23 protein-coding genes and 1 pseudogene are annotated in these 22,888 nt (G+C 66.5%); 14 read left to right on the top strand and 10 right to left on the bottom strand.

Features of this window, described 5'->3' with window-relative positions; all coding sequences use genetic code 11:
• Positions 1-113: 113 nt before the first annotated feature.
• Positions 114-2,714: a DNRLRE domain-containing protein gene (locus OG587_RS44110; protein WP_329084820.1), complete on the top strand. Its 2,601-nt coding sequence runs from the start codon at positions 114-116 to the stop codon at positions 2,712-2,714.
• 143 nt (positions 2,715-2,857) lie between these two features.
• On the top strand, positions 2,858-3,340 hold the full coding sequence (locus OG587_RS44105; protein ID WP_329084819.1) for a hypothetical protein: 483 nt from the start codon (positions 2,858-2,860) through the stop codon (positions 3,338-3,340).
• A gap of 205 nt (positions 3,341-3,545) precedes the next feature.
• Here the strand turns inward: OG587_RS44105 and OG587_RS44100 are convergent, their stop codons facing one another.
• The 5 genes and pseudogenes from OG587_RS44100 to OG587_RS44080 form a co-directional block, all read right to left on the bottom strand.
• Positions 3,546-3,839, bottom strand: a complete 294-nt coding sequence (locus OG587_RS44100) for a hypothetical protein (protein WP_329084818.1) — start codon at positions 3,837-3,839, stop codon at positions 3,546-3,548.
• Entirely contained in the window at positions 3,836-4,249 is a 414-nt protein-coding gene (locus OG587_RS44095) for an ATP-binding protein (protein WP_329084817.1), read from the bottom strand. The genes OG587_RS44100 and OG587_RS44095 overlap by 4 nt, the downstream gene beginning before the upstream one ends.
• Before the next feature lie 247 nt (positions 4,250-4,496).
• Positions 4,497-4,724: a hypothetical protein gene (locus OG587_RS44090; protein ID WP_329084816.1), complete on the bottom strand. Its 228-nt coding sequence runs from the start codon at positions 4,722-4,724 to the stop codon at positions 4,497-4,499.
• Positions 4,721-5,119: a transposase family protein gene (locus OG587_RS44085; RefSeq protein ID WP_329094197.1), complete on the bottom strand. Its 399-nt coding sequence runs from the start codon at positions 5,117-5,119 to the stop codon at positions 4,721-4,723. The genes OG587_RS44090 and OG587_RS44085 overlap by 4 nt, the downstream gene beginning before the upstream one ends.
• A gap of 279 nt (positions 5,120-5,398) precedes the next feature.
• Positions 5,399-5,530 (bottom strand): annotated as a pseudogene (locus tag OG587_RS44080) (DNA/RNA helicase domain-containing protein); the annotation flags it as partial.
• Between the two features lie 164 nt (positions 5,531-5,694).
• Between OG587_RS44080 and OG587_RS44075 the strand changes: the two are divergent.
• The 3 genes from OG587_RS44075 to OG587_RS44065 all read left to right on the top strand — a co-directional run bounded on the left by OG587_RS44075 (position 5,695) and on the right by OG587_RS44065 (position 7,701).
• Positions 5,695-6,279, top strand: a complete 585-nt coding sequence (locus tag OG587_RS44075) for an RNA polymerase sigma factor (RefSeq protein WP_329094196.1) — start codon at positions 5,695-5,697, stop codon at positions 6,277-6,279.
• Positions 6,272-7,267 (top strand): CU044_5270 family protein, encoded by a 996-nt coding sequence (locus OG587_RS44070; protein ID WP_329084815.1) that lies wholly within the window; start codon positions 6,272-6,274, stop codon positions 7,265-7,267. The genes OG587_RS44075 and OG587_RS44070 overlap by 8 nt, the downstream gene beginning before the upstream one ends.
• 269 nt (positions 7,268-7,536) lie before the next feature.
• The gene (locus OG587_RS44065; RefSeq protein ID WP_329084814.1) at positions 7,537-7,701 is read left to right on the top strand and encodes a hypothetical protein; all 165 of its coding nucleotides are present in this window, start codon (positions 7,537-7,539) and stop codon (positions 7,699-7,701) included.
• Between the two features lie 124 nt (positions 7,702-7,825).
• On the opposite strand, the gene OG587_RS44060 is transcribed toward OG587_RS44065, so the two are convergent.
• Both OG587_RS44060 and OG587_RS44055 read right to left on the bottom strand, forming a co-directional pair.
• Positions 7,826-8,035 (bottom strand): DUF397 domain-containing protein, encoded by a 210-nt coding sequence (locus OG587_RS44060; RefSeq protein ID WP_329084813.1) that lies wholly within the window; start codon positions 8,033-8,035, stop codon positions 7,826-7,828.
• A gap of 16 nt (positions 8,036-8,051) precedes the next feature.
• Positions 8,052-8,945, bottom strand: coding sequence for a helix-turn-helix domain-containing protein (locus tag OG587_RS44055; protein WP_329084812.1), 894 nt, complete (start codon positions 8,943-8,945; stop codon positions 8,052-8,054).
• Between the two features lie 352 nt (positions 8,946-9,297).
• On the opposite strand from OG587_RS44055, the gene OG587_RS44050 reads away from it, so the two are divergent.
• From OG587_RS44050 to OG587_RS44020, 7 genes are all read left to right on the top strand, one after another.
• Positions 9,298-9,726, top strand: coding sequence for an ATP-binding protein (locus OG587_RS44050; RefSeq protein WP_329084811.1), 429 nt, complete (start codon positions 9,298-9,300; stop codon positions 9,724-9,726).
• Positions 9,727-9,838: 112 nt separating this feature from the next.
• A complete protein-coding gene (locus OG587_RS44045; protein WP_329084810.1) occupies positions 9,839-10,759 on the top strand; it encodes a DNA-processing protein DprA in 921 nt (306 codons plus the stop codon).
• Between the two features lie 142 nt (positions 10,760-10,901).
• Positions 10,902-11,492: a phosphoribosyltransferase gene (locus OG587_RS44040; RefSeq protein ID WP_329084809.1), complete on the top strand. Its 591-nt coding sequence runs from the start codon at positions 10,902-10,904 to the stop codon at positions 11,490-11,492.
• A gap of 57 nt (positions 11,493-11,549) precedes the next feature.
• Complete coding sequence (locus tag OG587_RS44035; protein ID WP_329084808.1) at positions 11,550-11,867, top strand: hypothetical protein; 318 nt, start codon at positions 11,550-11,552, stop codon at positions 11,865-11,867.
• 181 nt (positions 11,868-12,048) lie between these two features.
• Complete coding sequence (locus OG587_RS44030; RefSeq protein ID WP_329084807.1) at positions 12,049-13,005, top strand: phosphotransferase family protein; 957 nt, start codon at positions 12,049-12,051, stop codon at positions 13,003-13,005.
• Positions 13,006-13,165: 160 nt separating this feature from the next.
• Positions 13,166-14,650 (top strand): hypothetical protein, encoded by a 1,485-nt coding sequence (locus OG587_RS44025; RefSeq protein WP_329084806.1) that lies wholly within the window; start codon positions 13,166-13,168, stop codon positions 14,648-14,650.
• On the top strand, positions 14,647-15,801 hold the full coding sequence (locus OG587_RS44020; RefSeq protein ID WP_329084805.1) for an ARPP-2 domain-containing protein: 1,155 nt from the start codon (positions 14,647-14,649) through the stop codon (positions 15,799-15,801). The genes OG587_RS44025 and OG587_RS44020 overlap by 4 nt, the downstream gene beginning before the upstream one ends.
• A gap of 152 nt (positions 15,802-15,953) precedes the next feature.
• On the opposite strand, the gene OG587_RS44015 is transcribed toward OG587_RS44020, so the two are convergent.
• Entirely contained in the window at positions 15,954-16,406 is a 453-nt protein-coding gene (locus tag OG587_RS44015; RefSeq protein ID WP_329084804.1) for a TetR/AcrR family transcriptional regulator C-terminal domain-containing protein, read from the bottom strand.
• Here OG587_RS44015 and OG587_RS44010 point away from each other — a divergent pair.
• Positions 16,294-16,899: a DUF998 domain-containing protein gene (locus tag OG587_RS44010; RefSeq protein ID WP_329084803.1), complete on the top strand. Its 606-nt coding sequence runs from the start codon at positions 16,294-16,296 to the stop codon at positions 16,897-16,899. The genes OG587_RS44015 and OG587_RS44010 overlap by 113 nt on opposite strands.
• 269 nt (positions 16,900-17,168) lie before the next feature.
• Here the strand turns inward: OG587_RS44010 and OG587_RS44005 are convergent, their stop codons facing one another.
• On the bottom strand, positions 17,169-17,726 hold the full coding sequence (locus OG587_RS44005; protein WP_329084802.1) for a DJ-1/PfpI family protein: 558 nt from the start codon (positions 17,724-17,726) through the stop codon (positions 17,169-17,171).
• Positions 17,727-18,137: 411 nt separating this feature from the next.
• Here OG587_RS44005 and OG587_RS44000 point away from each other — a divergent pair, with 411 nt between their 5' ends.
• A complete protein-coding gene (locus OG587_RS44000) occupies positions 18,138-20,651 on the top strand; it encodes a GmrSD restriction endonuclease domain-containing protein (protein WP_329084801.1) in 2,514 nt (837 codons plus the stop codon).
• Positions 20,652-20,699: 48 nt separating this feature from the next.
• Here the strand turns inward: OG587_RS44000 and OG587_RS43995 are convergent, their stop codons facing one another.
• The gene (locus OG587_RS43995) at positions 20,700-22,796 is read right to left on the bottom strand and encodes a UvrD-helicase domain-containing protein (RefSeq protein WP_329084800.1); all 2,097 of its coding nucleotides are present in this window, start codon (positions 22,794-22,796) and stop codon (positions 20,700-20,702) included.
• Positions 22,797-22,888 lie beyond the last annotated feature (92 nt).

Raw genomic sequence — 22,888 nt, 5'->3', positions numbered from 1 at the left:
CCCCGGGTACAGCGGGTACTCTGCAGTACGGGATCGACTGGTTCGACTCCGCAGGAGCTTTCGTCAGCTCAACCACGTCGAGTTATCCCTTGGCTCCTGATACGTGGAGTCCGGTGGATGCACAGGACTTCCCTCCGGCGAACGCGGCCAAAGCACAGATCAAGCTGGTGATCTCGACCGGTCAGCCGGCATCCGCGCTGTACGCCGACGAACTGAAGCTTCTCGGCCCGGATCTGGTCCCGCCAGATCCGCCGAACGAGAAGACGGTCTCGTTGCCGGTGCAGGTGGACACCTGGATCGACGACGAGGGGACGACAGGTGCCGGCGGGCCCCGTCTGTGGAGTGGTTCCTACCACGGGATCACCGAGCGGGCTTACCTGAAATTCAACACATCGTCTCTGGCGGGCAAGACCATCACAGACGCCAAGCTGGAGCTGTGGAACACAGAGATCTACGGCTGCGGTGACAGCGAATCGGGCATCAAGGCACAGCGGGTTACCACGGCCTGGAACGCCTCCACATTGAACTGGTCCAACCAGCCGTCGGCCATTACGAATGGTGAGGTGGTCGCCACGGACCCCGGTGGGTGCTCGGAGGGAGACTCCTCCGGAGTCATCTGGACCTGGCCGGTGACCGGCATGGTGCAGGCGTGGTCCTCCGGTCAGGGCAACCACGGTCTGCTGCTTCGCGGTGTCGACGAGTCTGCTTCGGCGCCTTTGTACGACCGCGGCTACCACGCCTCGGAGACCGAAGACGAGGACGCTCATCCGCCGGTGTTGAAGGTAACCTATCTCGACGACTCTGGCCCGACACCCACTCCGACGCCGACCATCGGACCGGACACGACAGCACCGACCGTCGTCGAGGTGAGTCCGGCCAGCGAAGCTCAGGGCGTGCCACTCAACACACAGTTGACGGTGACCTTCAGTGAGCCGGTCACCGACGCTCAGTTGTCGCTGATCGACTACTTCGATGAGGCGAACCTTGCCGGCAGTGCGGTGATGTCCTCCAACAACACGGTGTTGACCTTCACGCCGAATGCCTCGCTGGAAGACTCCATGTTCCTGGCAGAGGTCAGTGGAGCCAGGGACGCCGCAGGCAACACGATGGAACCCTACTCTTGGGGGTTCATGACCTTCGAGTGGGCGAGCGCACAGGCGAAATCGCGATCGACTCAGGGTAAGGCGAATGCCGAACCGGCCATTGGCAAGTTGTGGGCTCATGGACTCACAGCCGGAGACGAGAACGCGGTCAGTTCAACGACGACACCGCATCTGATGGCTAAGGTGTCCGATCCATTGCGACGTCACTCGGCGGTGGAGTTCCAGGTTGCCCACGATCCGAAGGTGACTTCGAAGGAAGGTCTGATCTGGTCCGGAACCGTCGCAGGCGTCTCCTCTGGATCCACCGGAACCCTTCAGGTTCCGGAAGGAAAGCTCGTCAATGGTCGGAAGGTGCGCTGGCGTGCCCGTGCCACCGTTGGTGGTGTGTCAAGTCAGTGGTCCGACTGGCAGGATCTCGCCATCGCGCAGGGGGCCAAGACGCGGACGGTCGGCTCGAACGCGGTATCTGACCCCCCGGGCTCTGCTTCGTATCTCAAGAGCATCCTGCCGACGACGATGGAAGAAGCCCCCCAGGCCAGTTACAACGAATGTAAAAACGCGGCGAGCACCAAGACCAGAGCAGGGTACATAAAAAACCGGTTCTCATACTGCATAGATCTGAGTTGGTACAGTCGCCAGTATGTCGGGTCGACAAAGGTCGGGGAGGTAAGAGGACGCTACTTCTACAAGATCTCAACACATGTGAATACGCGCGAGTTCGAAGTGTCCCGACGTATAACGGTGGAACATCGTAGTGGGAGTCTCACGGATGCTTTGACCGAGTTCTCCTACGTCATCAAGGACGAGAAGAGTCCCGGTAACTCGAGCGCTTGTGGACGTACGAAGGTTACCGGCATGACCGGCCATCACCCGATCAGCGCATGGATGTCCAACCCTCCGGAATGGCATACGACGGAGACTTTCAGGTCGACGCGCCTCGACGGCCTGGATGAGATCGGCTCATGCACGATCGAAGCCACCATGTCGATGTATTTCCCTGTCATTGTTGCGAGTATCAAGAGAAGCGCGCAAAGCGATCGTCCTCACGTCATTCGCTGTGACAGGTCGCATTCGTACAATACGTGGCACAACGGGGCCGGCAAGGGCGGCTGCGTTGTCATGGAGGGTGTTCCCGCGCTCGTCATGCGCAGAAACGACGTGAGCGACAAGGGAGTCAAGTTCCCCGGAATGTACGACCATGTCAAGAGCGCTCTGACCGGCGGAGGGAACGGCACCGATCCGAAGCCGGGAGGACGGGCTTTTCCCAGGATGACGTTGTTCAAGAACATTCCTGGCTGGGGGTTCGGTCCTAACAGGACGGACTCTTTCCTCACTCGAGAGCCTTATTCGACCAGGAGAAGTGCGAATCGGGGAGCCTCTATAGCGACATGCGATCTGGAGTTCGGAAAGAGGCGACCTGAAGGGATGAGCTGTGACGAGTTCCCGTTCGCGTCGACAGGGCAGGGAGCCGCATACGCGAGTCCCGCGCACAACTACTCCGTGAAGCTGGTCGACTTCGACGAGAACAAGGCGCACGGAGAAGTAGTCAACGCCTGGTATCAGAATAATCGAATACTGATGACCGACCGGTTCTGGGTGGATCTCCAGTAGGTCTTAAGTTGAATTCCGGCCCAGGTGCGTCATTCATTCAACGCGCCTGGGTCGGACTGCTTGTTCGCGACAAAACGGTTGTGCTTGTTGACGAGTTTTCTAGAGTCGATCCCGCCTCTCGATGTTGAAGGGTTGATGTGTAAGTGGCGACTATCATCGCTGAGCTCACTGACGAGGTGCATGTTTCGAACAAGACGTTCGTTGTCATCGACAAAGAAGTCTTCATGGCAGAAGAGACCACGGCCGGTGCGGAAGAGCCCTGGGGGCGCCTCGCCGCCGAAGGGGAGTGGTTCGCCCCGAGCGGCAACGGCTGCCTGGTCACCACAGAGCTCAGCGATCAGGTGGTCGATGTGCGATTCGAACTCTGGGACGGACCTCCGTTCTCCCCGTCGGAGGCGTGGGCCAAAGACTGGAAGGGCGAGCTCTTTCTGTTTTCCGGAAAGGTCTGCTTGACGGACTGGGTGGAGCATTTCCCTCCACGTTTGGTCTTCGACCTGGGGAGCCGTGAGACGGTGTGGAATATTCATGCCTACATGCGGCGCCTACGAGAACCGCTCAGAGGCGATCAGCAGAGCACCTCCTATGATCTGGAGTCATATCTCATCCGGTTCTGGCCGCAGAGCTGATCCCTTGCTCCGGTGTTCGTGCTGCCGGGTGAGCACTTCACGCGCTCACCCGGCAGCGGGCTCTGTCGCTGTTGGCCGTCGAGTGAGGTGTTCTTCTCCGGCGGAAAATGCCGTCCCTTCGCTTTTCCGGTCATGGTTGATCACACCTACATGATCACTTTTGGTGAGATCGGTTCTGGAGGCGATCGAAGAGCGGTGGCTCCTGTCATCGCACGAGACCGTGCAGCAGGGCGATCCACATCGCGTCGGCTTCCGCGGCGGGCCGACGGTCGGTTTCGTCGATTGTCAGGTCACTCCGTGAGCGTCTGGTGCGGCGGATGAACCTGACGCCGCCCGCCTGGCACAGCTCGTAGAAGAGTGGATCGCAGTCGCAGGTCCACCTCACGACCCGGACCTGGGTGTCGCCGCGTGGAGGATGCCAGGTCAGCGCCTCGCAGTGGGAGCGGGCGGGGAGGACGTGCGGGCTGAGGCAGCGGGGTGGGTGGTCCCAGAGGATCACGGGGCCACCTTTCCTGCCAGCTGGAACCAGACGACGCGCCCGGCGGAGGTCTCGTACCAGCCCCACGCGGTGGACAGTTGCTGGACGAGCCAGAGGCCGCGCCCGCCGCCGCTGTCGGGGTCGGTATCCAGGTAGACCTGGGGTCGGCGGCCTACCGATCCGGCGTCGACGACGTCGATGTGGAGCGTTCCATCGTGGTGGGCGACGGCGACGACCCGGCCGCCGGGGGTACGGCCGGAGTCGGAGTGGCGTACGGAGTTGGTGACGAGTTCGGTGAGCAGGAGGAGCGCGTCGTCGGTGTGCGGATGGTCCACACCGTCGAGCAGGTCGCGGACGTAGCGGCGGGCCCGTGGGACAGCTGCGATCTGCGCGGGCAGGTCGACCTGGCCCAGCAGTCCGAGCGCTCTCATTGCGTCACCTGCGTGACCTGCTCGAGGATCTCCCGGGCCCGCGCCCTGGTGCGGGCGTCTCGGTCTCGGCTGTGCTCCTGGGGGAAGGCCGAGGCGCGGCTGTTTCGCTCGCTCGTGGGCCTTCGCCGTCCGGGTGGCAGGAAGACCTCCATGCTCGGACGCTGACTGGACAGGGTGCTGGTGTCGCATGACAGGACGGAAGGGTGGGCCAGGTGTCGGTTATCTCCGCTGCACTGCTCAAAGATCTTCAGAAGCAGGCGGGGCGTGCCTCCGCCAGCAGGCCGGGGGTGTTGCCCTTGACCGGCAGCACGTACCAGGCGCGCTTGACCTCCATCAGGTAGGCCGCGGTCTTGACGTTGGTGTGCGCAGCATCGGTCGTAGCGACCATCCCGGCAATGTCGACGCCATCCAGCAGTGCCTGCACCTGAGTGGTCTCGGTCGTCTCATCCGGCACCGCGACCTGCGCGATCGTCACCCCAGGCTCGTGCAGCACCGCTTGCAGCAGGCACAACTGCCCGCTCTCGGTGAGAGCGCCGCGCAGCACCTTGCCGTCGAGCGCCACCCCGGCCAGGCGGCCCGCGGCCGGTAGCGGCCGGGCGCGGGCCGGCCGCCGACCAGGCGGTCCAACTCGGCCGCGTCCACGCCGTGGATCACCCGTGACAGCGTCCCGTAGCTGGGCGCGACCCGCAGCCCACTGCGCGGATGTTGCCACGCGCCCAGCAGCCGTAGCTGTTCTTGGGACAGATCCGCGGCCCGCTCGGCGATCGCCGGCAGGTTCGGCGCCCCGGCCAGCACCGCCACCACCGCAATCAACAACACCGACGGCACCGAATGGCGCACGCCGCGCGGGTCGCGCGGGTCCTGCATCAGGGCCAGTACCTCGGCCAGGCCGAGACACTCCCCAGGTCCAGCCGATCGTCACGCTCTGTCATCGCAGAGGCGGACGAGAAGGCCGTCTCCGCCTCCGGATCGAGCTCGCCATCCGCGACAACGACAGCCAGACCCAGAGCATACGAAACGGATATATAGATGGTCTCCGGGCCTGTGGTGACGAAGCGTAGAGAACTCCATCATCTCAGGCCAGAGGCCATCGTCATGTCACAGGACGGGGCACGCACTCCAGCGGACCAGCAGCCAAACCATGATCAACTAACTTTGAAAAGGCCGTGGGGTGAGGGCGGGGTCCTTGCTGGCAGCCCGGACAGTGACGAACCTGCCGTCGCGATAGACCAGGTCCGGGCCGATGATCACGCCGTTCCAGTCGTACTCGAAGCCCTGGGCGGTGTATACCGTCGGTCAGGGCTCGGAGGCCAGGGCACCGTGCGATGAACGGCGCGGTCAGGCCCAGCGGTCAGATCCATCGGAACGGAGGCGTGGAGAACTCGATTCGCGGCATCGGGTGAAAAGGGGTGACCGGACCGAGGAAACGGAGTTCACGCTTGAGTGTGGAGACAGATCTGGACGACGCGGAGGTGATCAAGCGTGCCCGGCGTGATTCCGCCGCTTTCTCGGTGCTGTTCGACCGACATGCCCCCGCCCTGCACCGTTACGTGACGCGGCGCCTGGGGGACTCGATGGCCGACGACATCGTGGCCGAGACGTTCCTCACCGCCTTCCGGCGGCTCGGGCGCTACGACACCGGTTACCGCAATGCCCGCCCCTGGCTGTACGGCATCGCCGCCAACCTCATCGGCAAGCACCACCGTGCCGAGGTCAGAGCGTACCTCTCGCTGGCCAGGACCGGGGTGGACGAGGTGGCTGAGAGCTACGCAGACCGGGTGGAGGCCCGGGTGACGGCCTCGGCGGCGCAGCGCGATCTGGTGAGGGCACTCGCCGTGTTGTCGTCGAAGGATCGCGAGGTGCTGTTGATGATCGCCTGGGCGGATCTCAGCTACGAGGAGACGGCGCGGGCACTCGGTGTCCCCATCGGCACGGTGCGCTCGCGCCTGCACCGTGCCAGGAGAAAGACCCGTGAGGCCCTGGGCGGGGTCGATCCGTCCGCTATCTCGGAGGAGACCGGCCGTGGATGACCTGAAGTCGCTGAGAGATCTGCGGGCGGACGCGCCCGAGCCCGACGCCGACCGCCTGCGCGCGCTGCGGGCGCGTTCCCTGCGCCGCCGCCACCGGTTTCGGCCCGTGCTCTCGCTGTCGATGGCGATGGCGGCGACCGTCGCGGTGATCGCGGCGGTGGTCGTGGTGGTGAACGACGACGAGCGGTCGGCCGCCCGGCCGCCCGTCACCGTGGAGGCGACACCGGTGAGCGCGGAGGTCATGCTGCGGCAGGCGGCGCTGACGGCCGAGAAGCGCCGGCCCGACCGCACCCCGCCCCGTCCCGACCAGTGGCTGTACCGCAAGAGCGTTGGCATACAGCCCGCCGACGGCTCGGTCGATGTCCAGGAGCACTGGACGCGCTACGACGGCACCAGGCAGGCGACCCGGCTGGACTCAGGCCCGATGGAGACGCGGACCATCGAGCTGGACCCGGGTAACGACGACCTGTCCCCCCGGCAGTACGCGGCCAGGCTGGCCAGGCTGCCCACCGACCCGGACCGGCTGCTGGCCCACGTCAAGGGCGACCGGCACTGGAGGGACAAGCCAGACGAGGAGCGTGGTCTCGACGAGCCCCCGGACGCACGGGCGTTCCGAGTGCTGTCGCTCTACCTCGGCCAGGAGGTCTACATGCCGCCCAAGCTGGAGGCCGCTATCTTCCGCGCTCTCGCCAGGATTCCGGGCGTCCGGGTGGACCTCGGCGTACGTGACGCGGCGGGCAGGGCAGGCATGGGCATCGCCTACGAGGTCGGTGCTCCGGGCTTCGGCACGCAGCGCGACGAGAACGGTCAGGTCACCCAGCGGTCCTACGTCATCCTCGACAGCACGACCTATCGCTATCTCGGCTCGCGGACGGATTACCTGCAGGACTATCTCATCAAGGGCGAGGTGGCCTTCCCGAAGGGGGGCGTCTTCGCGACGGCCGAGGTAGCGGCGGGAGTCGTCGACGAACCCGGACAGATCCCCTAGCGGCCCGCGACGGCGCGCTCGCGGTGCTCGCCTTCTCCCAGACCGATCCTGGGAAGGTGCTGGGAGTAGGCGGACCGGGGATCACACCCAATGGGGATCGCGTTCATGGCGGCACGGCCTCGGGTGGGGGAAAGACAGGGAAGAAAAGAGGGCGCGGTCCGAAGACCGCGCCCTCGGGGGCGAGAAGCCCCAGGTAAGCATGTGCTCGCTTTCGCGACTCCCCGAATATACCCGCAGCGTGCTGATCGACCGGGGTTTTCCATTTCCTGGTGCTGCCGGACGTCGACCATCGAGCCGTCCACGGGCTGAAGTTCTCCGCCGTCCTGCCGGAACGGCTCGCGGTGGCGACGGTCGCGGCCCGGCTGGCCGACTTCGAGGGGGCACGCGCCGCGCTGACCGAGCCGGTCCGCCTGCAGCTCGCTCCATCCTCCTGACGGTGTCACCCGGGGCTTCGGCGGGCCCAGGGCGCCGGACCGTTGACGACTGCGAGATCGCCCCTGGATCGTCTTCCGGGAAGCGCGAGCCTCTCGGAAGACGACCTTGTTTTCAGGGGAACCGTCAGACGATGCCGTCGAAGTGGCCGTTCTTGACGTCGCCGATGAAGGCGGCCCACTCGGTGCGGCGGAAGATGAGGGTTCCGCCGTCGCGGTCTTTGGTGTCGCGGACGGCGACGTCGTGGTCGACGAACGCCACCTCGACGCAGCTCGGGCCTTCGCCGCTGAGGCTGCTCTTGCGCCAGTGTGCACTGGATAGACCTGGCTGCTGCATACCTTGCTTCCTTCCTCTAACGATCTTCGCGTAGAGACGCGAGTAGCGTCGCTGTGTCAGCAGGACTGAGCGCTATCGCGCGAAGATGTTCACAGATGTGGTTGTACCGCTGAATATCTGCCTCTTTTTCAAAGAACAGGTCACCAGCCATGCTGTCAATGTGAATTACGTCGGTGCCCTCGGTGGCGAACTTCAGAACGATGAAGCTGCCGGGCATCCCAGGGTGTGCTCCGGCGGAGAACGGGATGACCTGGATGGTGATGTGTGGACGTCGAGCCTGCTGCGTGAGATGCGAGAGCTGGGCGCGCATGATGTTGTTGCCGCCGACCGTTCGGTGGAGAGCGGCTTGATCGATGATGGCCCACAGCTGTAGGGGCGCCTCGTGCTCAAGAAGAGCCTGCCGCTGCATCCTGGCGGTGACGAAGCTGTCAATCTCTGCGTCGGTGGCGGCTGGTACCACACCTCGGATCACTGCCCGCGCATAGTCCTCGGTTTGCAGCAGGCCGGGGATGAACAGCGACTCGTAGTTGATGGCCTGCTGGGCCTCGGCCTCCAGGCTGATATAGGCGCTGTACTTGTCGGGGAGAACCGCTTCGAGACCATGCAACCACCCGCGCTGCTTGGCCTCCTTCTGTAGTGTCACCAGGTCGGTGCGCCGACTGCCGGTGACACCGTAAGCGTCGAGCAGGGCGTTGAGTGTCCGGAGTTGCGGCTTGGTCTTGGCCGTTTCGATCCGATGGAGCGTGGCGAGGTTGACGTCGGTCTTCTCGGTCACCTCGGCCTGAGAGAGTCCGGCCTCCTGGCGGAGGCGACGCAGCTCGGCCGCCAGACGTCGCAGACGCACCGTTGGCGGTTGGCGCTTGGTTCGCGGCAGGGGTGCAACTACCCCCAACTCATCCCTTTCCTGCATCCTCGGCACCTCTCTGGATTATGCGGGCAGTGTAAGAGCCTGCATTGCATTTACTCATGGTGATGATGCATGCCCTCTCCGTAAGCCTTCCAGGCGGCCACCCCGCTGGAAGGCGAAACGCATGATTTCCCCAGACGGCCGGGCGGACGATCTTCCCTCCCGAGGCGGCCCACCCCCGTGTCGGGTGTCCGTCCGGCCTCAGCGGTACGACCGGCGACACATCTGCGACGCTCCCCGGCCGTGCTTCCCGTAGGACCGGCACCGTGCCCCCGTCCCCCGTGGGGTGAGCGGCGTCCCCCGTCTGCGAACGGTGCCGGTCCTATGCCCGACGTACTGACCAGGAGCGGGTGAAATGACCGGTGTAACCACCACAGAGCACTATCTGGAACTCTCCGTCTTCCCGACCTCGCCCTACTACGCCCGCGTGCACGTCCGGCGGGTGCTGGAGGGCTGGCGGCGGGACGACCTGATCGAGACGGCCCAGCTTGTCGTCTCCGAGCTGGTCTCCAACGCCGTCAAGGCACACACCTCATGCCCTGCCGACATCGAAGCGGCCCATGCCGACCCGGACCGCATCTGGATGGACCTCTACCTGGTCGGCGAGACGGTGGTGCTGCGCGTCTGGGACGCCAGCCGCAACCCGCCTGTCCTGCGAACCCCCGACCCGGACGACGAGAGCGGTCGTGGCCTCCACCTCGTCGACCTCCTCGCCACCAGCTGGGGCTACTACCGTCTGGCTCCTGGCGGAAAGATCGTCTGGTGCACCCTTGCGGCTCCGTAGATTTTCCCCGAGTGACAGACCGAACGGTCGCTGCTTCGAACAGTTCGAGTTTTTGGGATGTGATGAACCAAGACTCTGGGTGGTGCCCCTGTTGCCCGGTAGCATCGGGAGCATGCTCCAGGAACTGCGTGAACGTGCCGCACTCGTGGCATTGCTGCAGCGTTCTGGTGCCAAGTGGCAGGACATCGCGCTCGATGTGCTCGAAACCGGCAGCGCGGTGGCGGTGCTTGAGCGGAAGCTCCGGCTCCAGGAGACGCTCTTCCCCGAGACGGATCCCGTGGTGACCGCGATCGCGCAGGCCGCGGAGATGCTGGCAGGGTGGGAGGCAGCGGGGATCGGCGTCCACGCCTGTTTCGATCGCGACTACCCGAGCCAGCTCCGCGGCATTCACCAGATGCCCCCGCTGCTGTTCTCGCGAGGTGCTGTCACCGAGGACCGGCGTGCGATCGCCGTTGTGGGCACCCGGCAGGCGAGTGAGCGGGGTCTCCAGATCGCGTCCACGGTGGCGAGAGAGCTGGCCCTGCATAAGGTGACCGTGGTCAGCGGCCTCGCCAAGGGCATCGACACCGCCGCGCACCGAGCGGCGCTCGAGGCGGGGGGCCGGACCGTCGCCGTCATCGGAACGGGCATCAATCGTTCTTATCCGAGCGAGAACAGGGCGCTGCAGCAGCAGATCGCGTGCGAAGGGGCAGTGATCAGCCAGTTCTGGCCGGACGCTCCGCCCAGCAAGCAGAGCTTCCCGATGCGCAACGCGGTGATGAGCGGTTATGCGGCGGCCACGGTGGTGGTGGAGGCGCCTTGGAAGAGTGGCGCGCGCATTCAGGCACGGCTGGCCCTTGAGCACGGCCGCCCCGTCGTGATGCCCGATCAGCTTCTGGAGCATGACTGGGCGCGGGAGTATGCGGAAAAGCCCGGAGTGCATGTGGTTTCCGGCCTTGAGGAGTTACTCTCGGTTGTGGAGCAAGTGATCTCGGATCTGCACACCGGCCCTGACGCGCTTCCGGAGACCCCCCACCTTGTCGCAACCAGCTGATCCCTGGCAGTTCATTCGCACCCGAGTCGCTCAGCAGGCCTCTTACCTACGCAATCCCCTTAATCCCACACCTTTTATCTGTTACGTGTGCCGAGGGCCGGTGAATCCAGGCTGGAGCCGCTGTCACCCTTGTGACCGGCAGTTGACGCTGGCGCGGTCGCGGGTCGCCGACATCGTGGTCCCCATCTCCTATGCGGTGAAGCGAGCCCAGCACGCGCACGGTCTCGCCGCCTACAAGGCGCAACCTCCCTCGTGGGAAAGTCAGACCAATCTCCTCAGTCTGCTGCTGCTCTTCGTCAAGGAGCATCTCGGCTGTGTCGCCCGAGCGTCTCGGGTCGCCGGGTGGAGTCATGCGGCGGTCGTGCCGAGCACCAGGAACCGGCCGGGCGAACATCCTCTGCGGGCGTTGGTCGGGGGCCGGCTCGGGTTGCCGTGGGCTGAGTTATCCGCAAATCCTCACATCCCTTCTGAAGTGCGGGAATTTCGTGTCGACCGGTTCGAGGTGTCCGGTGGAGACCTCAGGGGCGCTCGCGTTCTCCTGCTCGATGACACCTGGACCACCGGGTCGCGCGTCCAGTCGGCGTCGTACGCGCTCAAGCTGGCGGGGGCCGACAAGGTCGCCGCCGTGGTGCTCGGACGTCATGTGAACCCGGAATGGGAAGGATGGAAACCGATTATTCAGGAGATAAAGGACAAATCCTTTCGTTCGGATCGGTGTGCCGTTCACTCCTGACGGAGATGACGAACGACACGTTTCCGAATTCCGTTGTCAGTGATTACTTTTTCTGAAATGGAAGGTTCCAAGGACGCTGAGTCCGCGAAGAAGGTCGGCCCCGTAGGACTGCTCAACATCCGGGAAGAATCCTGGTCCAGACGCCTTCGAGGGTCGTCCCTGATCGCGGAGGTCGACGTCAAGGACACCTACAGCGAGCAGGTGGCGTCGGTCTGCGACTGTGGTGAGGAGACCTCCTGTTACGGCTGCCTGCGGAGTTTCCGTAACCAGGCCCACCATGAGGATCTCAGCCGCGCGGCGGCCCTCGGCGTACTGGGCCCACTGACGGCGGCCGGCCTGGAGGCGGAGCGGACGTCGGGGACGACGCCCAGGTAGGCGTCGTCGGGTTCCGTCAGGATGTCGCCCGACCCCAGCTGGATCGTAGGTGCGCAGGTCGCCACGGACTCGTAGGAAGCGGTCGGTGAGCTCGGTCCGGCCGGCGACGCGCAGCCGAGGAAGCAGCCGGGTCAAGGCATCTGAAGTCGCCGTCGAACGCGATCTTCGCCATGATGGAACGATGAACGCCCCTGCGACCGGAACGCGCCTGCCATGGCACGCCGTGCCCGAACAGATCCGCCAGGCCGTCGAGACACATCTCGGTGCGCCGGTTGTCAAGGCGGTGACCCAGACCAGCGGGTTTTCACCGGGCGCCGCTGCGCGGCTGAGGCTGGCCGACGGCCGACGCGTGTTCGCCAAGGCCGTCGGTCCCGAGCCGAATCCGCTCACCGCCGATATCTATCGCGCCGAAGCTCGCATCGCCGAGGCACTTCCCGCTGACGTGCCCGCGCCCAGGCTGCTGGCCTCATTCGACTCCGAAGGCTGGGTCGCGCTGCTGTTCGAGGACGTGGACGGCCGCCTGCCGGCCGACCCGTGGCGGACCGATGAGCTGAGACGAGTTCTGGATGCCTTGACTCAGCTGGCCACCGCGCTGGCCCCCGCCCCGGCTGCTGCCCCGCCCGCCGAGCAGCGTCTCGGGGAGCAGTTCCAGGGGTGGCGGAACTTGGTTGAGGCTCGTGAAACAGGCGCTGACGACCTGGCCGGTCTTGATGTGTGGGCGACACGTCACCTGGATGCGCTGGCGGATCTGGAAGCGCGCTGGCCGCATGCCATCGCGGGAGACAGCCTGGTCCATGGTGATATCCGGGCGGACAACCTGCTGCTCACCGCCGATAAGGTAATGGTCGTCGACTGGCCGTGGGCGTTCGTCGGAGCCGGCTGGTTCGATCTGCTGCAGATGCTCCCCAGCGTGCGGATGCAGGGTGGTCCGCCGCCGGAGGAGGTCTTCACCGCTCACCCGGTCGGATGGGACGCCGATCCTGCGGCGGTGACCGCGGTACTGGCCGCGCTCACCGGATTCTTCGTCCGGCAATCCCGTCAACCTGATCCGCCAGGTCTGCCGACGCTGCGTGCCTTCCAGGCGGCTCAGGGGAAAACCGCTCTGGAGTGGCTGCGCACACGCACAGCGTGGACCTGAAACATGCCACGATCAATCCTGCCTTATGGCCGACTTGGCGCCTCAGGCAGTAGGAAATAGGGCAGAAGAAGGCGATATATCGGTGCTAGCCTTCCGGAGCCGGCCGCGGGACTCCGGTGCGACTTCCGGGACCCGCCTTTGAAGCGATGATTCGCAGCTCGTGCCCCCATTCCCCGGCCGGCCTCGTACATCACCCACCCCGGAGGCGGCGATCGAAGCTCACATCGAGACCGGTGCGGATCTGATCGCCGCCGACGACGTCCTGCTGTTCGTGAACGCGGCGATCACCTCCACCGGCCAGCGTGAGTTCCACTCCGGCGCGGACGAGCAGAGCCTCTCGCTGGACTTCCTGCATCGCTACCTGCTGGGCAACTATCGCGACCTGTACGCGGCCACCCTCGCCCTGGACGTCAACGACCACAACGCCGCACTGATCGCCAGAAACCTGCTGGTCACGACGGGGGAGGCGGACCCGGGGCAGCGTCGGGCCGAGGGGCGCCTGATCGCCCGGAGGCTCGCCCTGCTGCCACCGCCCCGGGTGTACAGGCTGTTTCGCGAGCTGCGCCGCGCCAAGGTCAACAACCGGCGCACCAGGGCGATCATGCGTGACTGGCTGGCCGCCCGTCCCGACCTCGCGTTCGACGCGGTGAAGTACCGCGGCGCGGTCAAGGACGTCGTCCGCCATGCCCACCTGAGACCGGGCGGGGAGCTGGGGCCGTTCCTGTTCACCCCGCACCGGCCGGCCGCCTACACCACACCGATCCTGGAGACCTGGCGGCGGGCCCACTACGAGCAGGCCGCGCTGTACAAGCTGCCCTACACGGTGGCGGAGGGGTTCGCGGCGAAGCACCGCATCGCACGCGCCGCCTTCCTGGAGCGCATCGCGCCCCGGCTCACCCGGCTGGAACGGCTGCGTCTGCAGGAGTCGGCGCGCGGCCTGGGCGCCGACGCGGTGCGGGCCGACCTCACCACGATGCCGCTGACCCGGCTGGCGTCGTACGTGCTCGGCCTCTCGACGGCCGATCGCGCGCACCGCCGCGCCGAGCTGACGGCGGCGCTGCGCGCGGCCGCCCGCCGGACCGCGGGCGATCAGGCCGGGCGCTGGGGCGCGGTGGTCGCCGTCCTCGACGACAGCTTCTCCGCGTACGGTTCGGGGCACAAGCGCCGCCGTCCGCTCGCCGTCGCGCTCGCCTGCCATTTCCTGCTGGAGGCGCTGGCCTCCGAGTACACGCCGCTGTGGCTGTCGGGCCGCTCGGACGCGCTGCTCGTCCATCCGTACGGGGCGACACCGCTCGGCGAGCGCATCCTCGACGGCCTCGAACGCCGACCCGGGCGCCTCGTCATCGTCTCCGACGGATGGGACAACTCACCGCCGGGGCTCGCGGGAGAGGTGCTGCGGATCTGGCGCACCCGGCTCGACCTGGACCACACCTGCGGCATCGTGCACCTCAACCCGGTGTACGACGCCGCCGACTTCGACGTACGGCGGCTGGCGCCCACCGTCCCGACCGCCGGGATTCGCGACGCCGAGAACCTGGTCGCCCTGGTGGAGCTGGCCCAGTTCGCGGAGGGGCGCACCGGGATCTTCGAGCTGCGCGCCCATCTGGCGCGCCGCGTCGAGGTGTTCCTACGGGAGGACGCATGACGGATCTCGCCCTCACCGGGCTCTCCAGCCGCCCCGGGCAGGCATGGGGTGGCGTACGGCTCGTCCCGCTGGTCCGCGAGAGGCCGATCGAGGACCTGCGGCTCGACGCCCGGCTCTATGACGCGGAGTTCGGCGTCGTGCAGGTGGACTCGCGGACCGCGTACTTCTCCTACATTCCGCACGGGTTCGTGGCGAACTGGACGCGCGACGGCACCCCCGCCGCGGCGTACGGAACCCAGCTCCGGGGGCCGCAGGAGCGTGACCGCACGCCCGACCGGATGTCGCTGCGGTTCCACCGTCGGATGGCTCGCCGAACCGACAGGAACCGGCTGCGCTTCCTGCCCCTGCACCTGGCGCTCGAAGGTTATCTGGCGCTGCACTTCGGCGGACCGGAGATCGCGTGGGAGGAATGGTCACACCGCGCGATCAGCCGCGGGCTCTCGCCTCGCGTCGAGGAGGCGTACACGGGCGCCGCGGTCAGCGGTCTGGAGGACGCCCTCCGCGTCTTCGAGATCCACCGCGGCCAGTGCGGCGTTCTCGTCTACGTCGCGGACGCGCTCGCCGCCGTGTTCGTGGTGCCGCACCCCGATGACTACCGTGCCCTGCACGCCACCCTTGTGCACGACCTGTACGGCGAGTTGATCTACCACTACGCGATGTTCGGCGGGCCGGTGCCCGACTTCCGGGCCCGCATCGCGAACGAGACGGTGCGGTCGCTCGCCGATCTGCGCGCGCAGGCCCGCCGGCAGCAGGACGAGTGGGCGGCCTTCCACGACCAGGTCATGGCGGGCGGGCTGCTGGGCACGGACTACACCTACCAGCGCGTCTACGAGATGGGCGGGTATCGCCTGTCCCGCTTCCTGCCGCCCTTCGAACGGCAGCGTGAGAACCACATCGGCGAGCTCATCACCGACAGCGCCGGGCAGCTCGCGTACCTCAAGACGTTCCGCCTGTCGGAGAACCAGGTCCGGCGCGGTCACCTGCTGACCAGGCTCGCCGCCGGCAACTGGAACGTGGCCGACACCGCCGTCATGCTCGGCGTGACCGAGCCCGAGCTCGGCCTGCGCATCGAGGCCGCGGGCTTCGGCCATCTCCTTCGCCAGGACGTTCTCGACCACTACCGCGCCCAGGCCCGCCGCGGTCGTCGTTGACCGTACCGGATGAACCGCCTTGAGCTTCGCGGAGACCCTCCGCAGCAGGTTCAGGCGGGACGGAACGGCGTCGTGCGCCGGCGGAAGAGGGCCGGACACGATCCTCGCCGTTGACGGATTCGATGGTTCGGGCCAAGCGGGACGGGTGCGGTTCAGGCCGTGCGGGCCAGGGCGATGGCCGTGCCGTTGATCAGGGCTCGGAGGCCGTGTTCGAAGGCGTCCTCGCCGAACGAGCCGCCACTCTCGCGGAACGCCGTGATCAGGGTGGCCTCCATACCCCCGTCGAGCTGTTCGGCCAGTGCCGCGAGCCGGTCCGGCGGTGTGCCCGGGTGTTCCCGGCGCTCGCTCTGCTCCTGGAGGACGCACCCGTTGACGTAGCGGGTGAGGGAGGTGATCGTGCGCAGTGCCAGGACCGGGGTGAAGCCGTGGCCGACCATGGCGGTCAGCTCCTCGTCGAACATTCTGATCGTCGCCGGGCCGAGGCTCGCGGCGTTGGCGACGAGGCGGGCGCCGTCGCGGTGGGCGAGCAGGGAGTCGCGGCAGCCGCTCAGCCTGCTGAGCCTGGGCGACCTGAGGTGGATCCAGATCGCCGACTTCGTCGTCACCGGGCTGCTGAACATAGCGTTCGCGGCCGGGTTGTGGCGGGCGCTGCGTCCGGGCCGCGGCGGGACCTGGGGCCCGCTACTGATCGGCGCGTACGGGATCGGCCTGGTCGGCGCCGGTGTCTTCCGCTTCGAGCCGTCGTGGGGCTACCCGCCCGGCGCGCCGCCGGGTCTTCTCGAGGATCCGGGCTGGAGTTACGCCCTGCACGGTGTCGCGTTCGGTGTGGTGTTCGTCTCGCTGGTCGCGGCGTGCTTCGTCTTCACCCGCCATTTCGCCGCACGGGGAGAGCGCGGATGGGCGTTCTGCTGCGCGGCCACGGGCGTGGCGCTTCCCGCCCTCTACCTGCTGGCGGGGTTGCTGTCGGACGGCGGTGAGGACTCCCGGCCCCTGAGCCTGCTCCTCCGCGCCATGGCACTCCTGGGCTGGGGGCGGGCCTCGGTGCTCGCGGTACGGGTACGCGGATCCCACACGCCGGCCGGGTCCGGCATCGGGTGAGGGGCACGCCGGAGAGACCGCTCGGCCGCTCACGGGATGGAGGCTTTCAGGAGCCCGTATCTCTGGAGCGGACCCGGGGCCTCCCCGCCGGTCAGGACGAGGCCAACCCCTTTCCGGAGCCCGTATCTCCGGAGCGGACCGCTCGGCCGGGTCGTGGCGCGGAGGACTTTTAGGGAGCTCGCCCGTCTCGGCCGGTCGCGGCGCGGAGGATCTGCGGGGGCCCGCGCCGCTCGGCCGGTCGTGGCGGGGAGGAGGGCGGAGAAGACCGTTCAGCCGGTCGTGGCGCGGAGGATCTTCATGAACTCGCGCATCCACGCCGGATGGTCCGGCCAGGCCCGCCCGGTCACGAGGTTCTGGTCGACGTGGGCCTCGCTGTCGATCCAGGTCCCGCCCGCCTGCTCGACGTCCGGGGCGCAGGCCGGGTAGGCGCTGCTCTCCCGTCCTTTCAGCACCCCCGCCGCGGCCAGCACGATCGGCCCGTGGCACAGCGCCGCGATCGGCTTGCCGCTCTCGGCGAAGTGCCTGACGATCTCCAGGCACCGGCGGTCGTTGCGGATGTACTCCGGCGCCCGGCCTCCCGGCAGCACCAGTGCCGCGTACCGCTCCGGATCGACGTCGGAGAACGCGATGTCCGACCCCCAGGTGTGCCCCGGCTTCTCGGTGTAGGTGTCGAACCCCTCGACGAAGTCGTGCACCACGAACTGGAGCTTCTTCACACTCGGGGCGGCGATGTCCACCTCGTACCCCTCCTCCAGCAGCCGCTGGTAGGGGTACATCACCTCCAGGTCCTCCGCCGCGTCACCTGTGACGATCAGCACCTTCGCCATCGCGCAACACCTCCGTGGTCCGTGTCCTTCGATCCTTACCACGCGTACGGATGAGGTCAACGGCAGGGATTTCCACGAACCGGTAAAATGGACATCCGCCGTACGCGCCGTCGCGGTAGAAGTGCCGCAGCATGTCAACGCGGTGAGCTCGACCGTCTACATACGCTCCATTGAGGGCCAAGACCGGACAGGTCTACGAGAGCGGCTGACAGGATGGATTCGCGCACCACTGCCAGGTGTTTTTGGGCCGAAGATTTCCTGGAGAGATAATCTGTCGGGTCCAGGGTTTACGTTGAAGGCGTCCGTGAACGGATTCACTCGCGAGGCGTTCTTTGAAGATCACCTCCGCTGAAACTCCTCGTCGTGTAATGATCGTGACTCCTGTTGCAGGAACGTTCCATGGAGGTGGGCATGAAGGCCAACGAGACGACGCTCCGGGGTCTTATCGGTGGTGAACAGCAGCTGATGATCCCGCTGTACCAGCGGCCCTACTCCTGGGAGCGCGAGCAGCTCGCCAAGCTGTGGGCGGACATCGAGTTACAGGTCGATCAGATCGAGCAGGGCAAGGAGAACACCCACTTCCTGGGGTCGGTCGTGCTGGCTCCCGGCCCGGAGAACTCGCCGGGCAACTATCAGTGGCTGGTCGTCGACGGCCAGCAGCGGTTGACGACACTGATGGTGGCGCTGTGCGCGTTACGCGACCACCAGGCCGCCGAGGACCCGATGCACCGTGAGCGCATCAACGAGACCCACCTGATCAACAAGTTCAAACCGGGAAATCTCAGATATCGCCTGCTGCCCACTCAGGTCGACCGTGCCACCTACAAGGCCTGTGTCGAGGGAGTGCCGCTGGGGGAGACGGACAGCCGGGTCGCGAGCGCCTACCAGTTCTTCCGTACCAAGCTGGTCGAGGTCGACGATCCGGCCGATCCCCACGACATCGCCCGGGTCGAGAGCGTGGTCCTCAATCGGCTGAACCTGGTGCAGATCGTCGTGGAGGACGACGACAACGCCTTTCGGATCTTCGAATCCATTAACAACACCGGTATGCGGCTCAGCCAGGTGGACCTGATCCGTAACTACGTTTTCATGCATCTGCCGACAAAGGGGCAGTATGTCCACGACACCTACTGGTTGCCGATGCAGAAACTCCTCGGTCACAAGGCGCTGGATCAGCTGATGTATCTCACCCTGATCCTCGACCGGGGTGACGAGGCCCAGTACAACGACGCTTATCGGGGTCACCAGGAGCTCCTGCGGGCCGTGACCGTGGACAGGGGAAAGGTCGAGGAACGCGTCGAGGAGTACGTGAAGGAGCTCTCTCGCCGCTCCCGCTATCTCCAGCAGATCCTCGAACCAAAAGGCGACACAGAGATCGAGAGGCGGTTGCGCTTTCTCAACGAGTGGAAGGGCAGCACCGCGTACCCCGTCATCATGCGACTGCTGGAGCTCCGTGACAGCGGGGACTGCACCGACGAGGAGGTCTGCGAGGGGCTGAGCTATATCGAGAGCTTCCTGATCCGGCGGCTGATCTCGGGCGTCACATCCGGCAATCTGAACAAGATTTTCATGCGGCTCACCCGTCAGCTGACGGGCGAGCAGCAGGTGGCGGATGTTCTGCGTACTGAGCTGTCGGCGGCGAGGCTGTACTGGTCCTCCGACGAACAGTTCCGTGCCGACATCCGCGGTAAGGCCTTTTACTGGCAGGGACGTACCGCGCAGCAGAAGCTCGTGCTTCGCCGGTTGGAGGAGACCTACGACCCCAAGGAGAGGGTGGACCTCTCCGACAAGAAGATCACCATCGAGCATGTGCTGCCGCAGAGCCCGACGCCCGACTGGCTTGAGACACTCGCCACTGAGGGGGAGGCGGAGCGGCTACACAAGGAGCTGGTGCACACCCTGGGCAACCTCACCCTCAGCGGCTACAACTCCGAGCTAGGCAACATGTCCTTCGCGAGGAAGCGTGACTTCTTCACGCGCAGCGGAGTGGTCATGAACCAGGAGATCGCCAAGCAGGAGCGATGGGGCAAGGCGGAGATCGAGGCCCGCGCGGAACGGCTCGCCACCCGGGCGATCGAGATCTGGCCTGGCCCGCTGGACAGCGGCCCGGTGGGGCCGTCCCGCGACTGGACGCTGCTGCACGCGGCGCTCGCCGCGCTTCCGGCCGGCACCTGGACGACCTACGGGGACCTCGCCGAGCTGATCGGCTCGCACGCGGTCCCGGTGGGTGCTCACCTGGCCAAGACCAGCCTGCTCAACGCGCATCGGGTGCTGAACGCGTCGGGCCAGGTGTCCAAGGGCTTCGGCTGGGCGGACGAGGATGACGAGCGGGACGTCCACGAGGTGCTCCGAGCCGAGGGCATCAAGTTCGACGAGGTCGGCAGGGCGGACCGGACCCAGTTGATCTCCGCTAGGGAGCTCGCCGAGCTGCTGGGACTCCCCGCCGCGCTGGACATCAGCGAGGCCGAGCTGCTCCCCGGCGACCAGGGAGATCTGGAGGAGTACGAGCGCCGCTTCTTCGAGCAACTGGGTGAGGGGAGCGGGCCGCAGGCGGCCGGTGCGGTCACCCGGCTGCTCGACTGGTGGCGGGCCCGCGGTGGTGAGATCCAGTTCGGCCGGTCCGCGGGCAGCTCGTGCGCGCCGATCATCAAGAGGGACGGCAAGACGCTGGCGATGATCCGCTTCTACGCCGACACTGTCGAAGTCCCGTTCGGAACGCTGAAGCGGCGGCCGCCGTTCGACGATCCGATTCTCCGCGATCAGCTCCGCAGGCGCCTCAACGACGCTCCGGGCGTCGACCTACCCGCAGCGAAGATCGAGTTGTACCCCTCGTTCAAGACGACGCTGCTGGTCAACGAATCCGTCTGGGACGTCGTGGTCTCCTCGCTTGACTGGTTCACCCAGACCGTGACCAAGGACGAGTAGCCGGTGAGCCCACTTGTCCTCCGGTCCATGCTCCGGAGGACACGCCGATCAGGCGGGCAGGAATGCGCTGGGAGAGCCGTGCCAGGAGATGGTGAGCTCCTCACGGGCACGGGTGGCGGCCACGAAGAGCAGGCAACGCTCCTTCTGCAGATCCTGCTGGTGGGCGATCAGGTCCTCCTCGGCGGACGTGACGGCGGAGGCGGGGGGAACCGAGTGTTCTCCGACGCCGATGACCGCGATGCACCGGAACTCCATCCCCTTCATCCGGTGCATGGTGCCCACCCCGACCTCGTGGTCGGTGTGCCTCTTGGCCAGCGCGGTCACCGGGATGTTCGCGGCCTTGAGCTTGGCGACGGCCTGGTCGGCGAGCATGTTGGAGCGCGCCGCCACGCCGATCTGGCCGGGCGCGACCCCCTGGTCGAGCCACCGGCCGACGGTCTCGACCAGCCCCGCCAACTCGTCCTGCTGGGTGGCGAAACCGCTCAGCCGAGGATCGGCGCCGTGGACGTCCGACCGGTATCCGGCGAGCGTGTCGAGGTCGCCGTTCATGTCGTCGATCCGTTCCCCGCGAAGCAGGCCGAGACTCCACCGCAGGATCTCCGCGGTCGTCCGGTAGTTGATCCTGAGCCGGGTGGACCTGCCCGCGATGTCGATGCCCAGCTTCTTCAGGGACACCCGATAGTCGTAGATCCGCTGATGGGTGTCACCGGCGAGGAACAGATCGTCGCGGCCACGGACGGTCGTGGCCCGCAGCAGGCGCCAGTGCCAGGGACTGAGGTCCTGCGCCTCGTCCACGATGACGTGCCGGTACGGCCTACGCTCGCCGTCCTCCATGAGCCGGGTCGCTTCAAGGCAGATGGTCTCGTAGGTCCACACCCCATCCGCACGCAGCGCGTCGGTGAACGCTGTGACGGCAGCCCAGACCTGCGTCCTCTGTAGCTGGCCGAGTGCCTTTCCCCGCCCCGGCCGCGACGCCCGCTGGTATTCCTCCTGGGAGACGATGCCCTGGGTGAGGATCACCTGTCGCCATTCGTGGGCGAGGAACGCCTCGTCGAAGCGCGAGGGGAGGCCGAGACTCCGGGCCACCTTCGCCCAGCGCGCCTTCTCGTCCTCGGAACGCAGTACTGCGAGGCCGCCCGTGCCGCCGGTGACGATCCGGTAGGCCACGCCGTCGATGTGCCGGACCTCGATCCGGTCCATCAGCGTGCCGTTGTCGTCGGTGAGCTGCCGCAGGGCGTCCTCCATGGTGGCGGGCAATGTCCGGACGAAGGTGGTGACCAGGACGGACTTGTCGTCACTCACCCGCGAGGCGAGCTGTCTGGCGCGATGCAGGGCGACGACGGTCTTCCCCGTTCCCGGACCGCCCGTCACCCGCGCCGGTCCGCTGAAGGAGCCGGAGGCGGCGTCGCGCTGGGAGGGGTGCAGATAGACGCGCCAGAGGGCGAAGGGCTTGGTGAACGCGTCCATCAGCTCGTCGGGCCCGTTGACCAGCAGCACCTGTCCGGGAGAGCGCTCGACGGCGGCGGTGACGTCCTCGGGATCAAATCCTGAGATCTCGGCGGAGGGGGTGGGCAGGCTCGCCCAGACCTCGTCGGGGGTCATGCCGGACGCCAGGCCGACCAGCACGTCGTGTTGCTGTTTCGGGAAGAACGCCTGCGCCCCGTCGAGCTGGTTCTCGCTGTTGAACGTACGGGCGAACGCGAGCACCTGGGCGTCGATGCCGAGACGTGTCAGGTCGGCGTCGTTGACGTGGCCGAAAAGAGGAGTCGCGGGCGTGACCGTGGGAGTGACCGACGCCGCCCGCTCCTCCAGCGTGACGAGGTCACGCAGCTCGACGGCACCGGTAGCGGCGTTCACCGTGACACGGCGTCGCCGGGCCCAGTCATAGGCGTCATCGTGCGGCAGCACGTTGAGCAGCACATACAGGCCGCCCCGATCGGGGGCGAGCACGACGCCCCGCCAGAAGAGGGTGATGCGGATCGTGTGCATCCGAGGGTCGCGGGCCTTGGCCACCGGCTCCAGGTGCAGCCCGGTGTGGGTCGCCTGCTGGAATTTCGAGAACACCTCGATGGTCTGGTCCTGAACCGGTTTTTCGAGCTTGAGGAAGGTGCGGAAGAAGTCGCGGTGGACGCCGAGTCTCGCCATGCATCATCTCCCGGGTTTCTCGCTGCTGCCGTCGTGATCGTACCGGTATGAGGTGCAGGATAAACCGAGGTTCATTTCTGCCCCTTCAGCTG

The sequence above is a fragment of the Streptosporangium sp. NBC_01469 genome, from assembly GCF_036227305.1.
In the GTDB taxonomy this organism is placed as follows: Bacteria; Actinomycetota; Actinomycetes; order Streptosporangiales; family Streptosporangiaceae; genus Streptosporangium.
The sequence above is the reverse complement of the archived record's forward strand: the minus strand, read 5'-3'. Positions and strand labels throughout refer to the sequence as shown.